This window comes from Flavobacterium sp. (genome assembly GCF_029242675.1).
Classification (GTDB): domain Bacteria; phylum Bacteroidota; class Bacteroidia; order Flavobacteriales; family Flavobacteriaceae; genus Flavobacterium.
The window spans coordinates 1-4,492 of the sequence record NZ_JAQWTM010000378.1 but is presented as its reverse complement, the minus strand read 5'-3'; the positions used below and the strand labels follow the sequence as shown (position 1 = coordinate 4,492).

General features: G+C 33.2%; 4 protein-coding genes. All 4 read right to left on the bottom strand.

Features of this window, described 5'->3' with window-relative positions:
* Positions 1-55: 55 nt before the first annotated feature.
* Entirely contained in the window at positions 56-1,201 is a 1,146-nt protein-coding gene (locus P8M54_RS13950; protein WP_300288579.1) for a glycosyltransferase family 4 protein, read from the bottom strand.
* The gene (locus P8M54_RS13945; RefSeq protein WP_300288578.1) at positions 1,201-2,085 is read right to left on the bottom strand and encodes a hypothetical protein; all 885 of its coding nucleotides are present in this window, start codon (positions 2,083-2,085) and stop codon (positions 1,201-1,203) included. The genes P8M54_RS13950 and P8M54_RS13945 overlap by 1 nt, the downstream gene beginning before the upstream one ends.
* A gap of 18 nt (positions 2,086-2,103) precedes the next feature.
* Positions 2,104-3,537, bottom strand: a complete 1,434-nt coding sequence (locus P8M54_RS13940; protein WP_300288577.1) for an MBOAT family O-acyltransferase — start codon at positions 3,535-3,537, stop codon at positions 2,104-2,106.
* Positions 3,538-3,593: 56 nt separating this feature from the next.
* On the bottom strand, positions 3,594-4,492 hold an 899-nt coding region (locus tag P8M54_RS13935), incomplete at its 5' end, for a glycosyltransferase family 4 protein (protein WP_300288576.1).

The window sequence follows — 4,492 nt, the reverse complement described above, 5'->3', positions numbered from 1 at the left end:
ATTGATCTTCAATTTTTAAAATTATGTTAGCGTTGTGAAAAATAAAAATCAAAGGCTACTGTATTACTGATTTATAAAAAGCCAAACTCTCTTTCGCTAAGATATCGATACCAAACTTTTGAACTATTTGTTGTCTTGCAGCTGAACCTATTTTTAGTTGTTCCTTGCTATTCTCAAGTAAGGAGTTAATTGCATTGGCATACCTAACATGCTCTTTTGGATGTACCAAAAACCCACTTATTCCATTCTCTATTACATCTGTTGCCCAACCAATATTTGAAGCTACAACTGGCTTTTCCATTGCCATTGCTTCAATCCACGATACTGGTAACGCCTCAGCAAAAGACGGAAAAACGCAAACAGCTGCTTGATTTATGTGTTTTTGAATCTCACTATAGGGAACACTGCCTAGGCAGGTAACATTTGGCTCTGCTTCCTTACTAAACAAATTCTGCATCAGACCCCAAGTTGATGGAGATCTTGAAATAATATCAGGCACATCTTTCCCCACTAAAATTAATTGAGCAGTAGGATTATCTTTTATGACTTCGTTGAAAATAAGTGGCAGTTCCAATAGTCCTTTTTTGCGAATTAAACTTCCAAAATATAAAATGGTATTGGGTACTATTTCTACTTGCTGATTTCGTTTAAAAGAAGCCACGTCTATGGAATTGGGAATAATGGTAAAGCTTTTATTCAAGCCAAAAACTGCATTGGTTGTATCAGCCGTAAACTGACTTACGGCAAGCATTCCATCTGCTTTTTGCAAAGCTCTTTTTTCATGGAATTTATTCTTCCATTTCACAGGACGGTCATCTAAATGACAAAAATAAGTGTCCGATCCATTCAATCGAATAACAATTTGACATTTTTTAGGGGAGATAAAAGAGGTTATTCCTGTCCAATCAGGCGCTTCAACTAACTCTATTTGATGACTATCGTACAATTGGTTAATTATTCGTTCTAGTTTTTTTCGAGTGAAAAACCACGACAATCCTTTTATCTTAACATTCTTAATTCGTTGTATTGTAAAACCGTTCTCTTCAAAAACTTCATCACACTCTTGACCGTATACCAAAACCCGAACTTTACACCCAGCCGCAACAAGGCCAATGACTAGATTTTTAGTACTAGTTCCTATACCTCCCGAAGCACCCGTTCTAGGATGTGGATATTCAGGAGTTAAAAATGCTATTTTCATTATTTAGATTTAAAAAAGTCTTGAATGATCGCATTGGTAAAAATACGAGCACCAGCATCGTTCATGTGTCCGCAGGACGAAAAGTATTTGTTTTCAATAACTACATTTTCATAATTATGAATCTCGGGGTACGATTTATTTACTTTTTCAAAATAATCCATGCCGATTACATTTTCACACATAGGAGTCATAACGGCAATAAAATTGATGTTATTTGCTTTGCAAACTGCTTTTATCTCTTCATAATATTTATTATTTGGTAAAGGATTAAGCTTAGCAATATTATTCTTCATATTCCCCTTTGTTTTATTGCCTAGAGCAAAATAGCCATTGTTAGCTAAGATGTTGGTTGGTTCTTGAACTAAAGTTTTGACCATATCTCTAAAGCCAATTCTTGTTTCGAACTTAAGATACCTATAAAACGGAATGTAATATAGTTCGACAAAATCTTTTTCATTTTTAAAGTGATTTTTAACTATTTGCGAACTGTGTAGGTAAGGCAAAAACTTAGCAGCTATACCATCTGCCCGCTTATCATTGGCCAAATTCAAGTCGGCTTCAAGAATCACATTTTTAATTTTGTACTTTCTTTCGATCATTAATTTAAGTAGCAAGGAAGCTTCGTGTAAATGACCGCCACTCATACCGTAATTAAATGTTTTCAGTCCGTTCTTTTCAAATAATTCGGTTACGAAATGATTATTAGCTCTTGAGGAACCTAGAACAACCACATCATAGGTACGAGCGGTTGAGTTAAAAACATAATCGATTTTCCCTCTATTTTTTGATCTTTCATAAATGATTGTGTAACCAAAGTCAAGCACTACCGCTAGAAGTAGGATCAGAATAACTATTTTTAAAATAAAAAGCAGAAACTTTTTCATGATTTATTAAGTAGGATGTTAAAACTGAAAGTAGATGAATTCCTTATAATCAGAGTAGGTACCTAAAGCTAAAATAGCAGCAACGGCAAGACTTAGGCGCAGCCAACTATATTTCCCTGAAATAGGTTCCTCTTTCAATCTATTATTCCACTCCACCAATACGAACAACCCAATCATTAGTAACATCTCATAATTATAGCGTTCGTTAGTAAGGTATTGCGAACTAAAATTTCCTTCAGTAAAAATTCTTTTGATATATTGGACTGCATCCGTTATGGAATTCGCTCGAAAGAAAATCCATGCCAAACAAGCTAATAAAAAGGTATAAAAGATTTGGAAAACTACTTTTACAGAATCGAAGTTCCAATTTAATTGCACCATTTCGATATTGGACCTGTTTGTATTTCGCAATAATAACGGCAAAAAATACAATGCGTTTATAAAACCCCAAGCCAAATAAGTCCAATTCGCACCGTGCCAGAAACCACTAACTACAAATATGATAAAAGTATTCCGTACTTGTTGTGACTTCCCGCCTTTACTACCACCAAGCGGAATATACAAGTAATCCTTGAACCAAGATGATAGTGAAATGTGCCAGCGGCGCCAAAACTCGGCGATATCTCTAGAAAAATAAGGGTAATTGAAATTTCGTAATAAATTGATTCCAAATAATTTTGACATCCCTAATGCCATATCTGAATATCCAGAGAAATCACCATAAATTTGAAAAGCAAAATAAACGGCTCCTAAAATTAGTGACCAAGAATTCATGCTGCTGTAATTGTCAAAAATAGCATTAGCATAAGTTGCACAAGTATCAGCAATAACTACTTTTTTAACCAATCCCCATATGAATTGAAACAAACCTTGCTTGGCTAGCTCAAAATCAAAGCTTCGTTTTACTTTTACTTGCGGTAGCAAGTGAGTAGCCCTCTCAATGGGACCTGCTACTAACAAAGGAAAATAGGATACAAAAAGGGAGTAATCCACAAAATTATATTCGGCTTTAATTCTTTTTTTATAAATATCGATTACATAAGACAAACCGTGAAAAGTATAAAATGAAATTCCCACTGGTAGTACTACGTCCAGTAAAAAAGGAGAGGACTTTAATCCAAAATCATTTAGCAATTCAGCAAATGAGCTAGCAAAAAAATTATAATATTTAAATACGCCTAGAAAACCCAAATTAATTCCAATACTCAACCAAAACCAAAATTTCCTCGTTTTCTCTTTTTCACTTTTCTCAATTTGGATGCCTGTGTAATAATCCAAAAAAGTAGAAAAAACCAATAAAAACAAAAAACGCCAATCCCAACAAGAATAGAAATAATAGCTCGCCAAAATAAGCAGCAAATTTTGAGTCTTCTTTGTTTTATTAAAAACAAACCAGTACAGCAGAAATACAATAGGCAAAAAAACCGCGAAGGTCAAGGAATTAAAAAACATAGTACCAAACTAAATTAACGTACAAATATACTACTTCGTAACTGTTATCATTATTTTTACAGCACTAATTGCAAATGATTTTGAACCATTTTATCTAGCGACAGATCTAACAAAACAGGATCTTTAGGAAAACTCTTGATAGTTGATTTATTTAATAAAATTTTTTTGATAATTGTTGTTAATGCATCGCTATCCATCTCATTAAATAAAAATCCATTTACATTATCAGCAACAAGACCTAGCACATTACCTTGATGGATAGTTGTAATTACTGGTAATTGACATAGCAAACTCTCGACAACCGAATAGCAAAACGTTTCTCCATGAGAAGGATGGATTAAATAATCGTACTGACTATAAATTTCAAATAGATTAGCAACACTCCCTTTGAATGTAATAATTTTATCTAAGGAATATTTTTGGACCATTTCTCTTAAAACAGATTCATAATTTCCTTCGCCATAAATATCAATTGTAAAATTGACATTATTTAAACTTTTTATCGCTTCAATAACGTCTTGCACTCCTTTTTCTTTTCGTAAATTGCAAGCAATAATAAATTTAGTATTAGAATGAAAAACATTTTTAATTACAAACTTAGTAAGATCCAAACCGTTGTCAATGACTTTTGATTTTGATTTAATATGAATTCCAAAATCAGAAATTAAATCATTTTTTGATACTTCAGAAACGCCCACGAACAAATCAATATATCTAGAAAAAAGGATTCCTTTGACTTTTTTCTCTATTTTCTTTTCTAGAGGATAGCCCTCGAGAGGTCTCGGATTGTGATCTACTCCAATCACTTTTGCCTTGGATATCTTATTTAATTTCTGAAAAAAAGGTGTACACAATTCCAAAAAATGAGTCACAACATGGCTGTACACGACTTGATTGTTTTGACAATAATCTAGAAAAAACGATTCGATCGCTTGTTCATTACTGGGCTTGATAG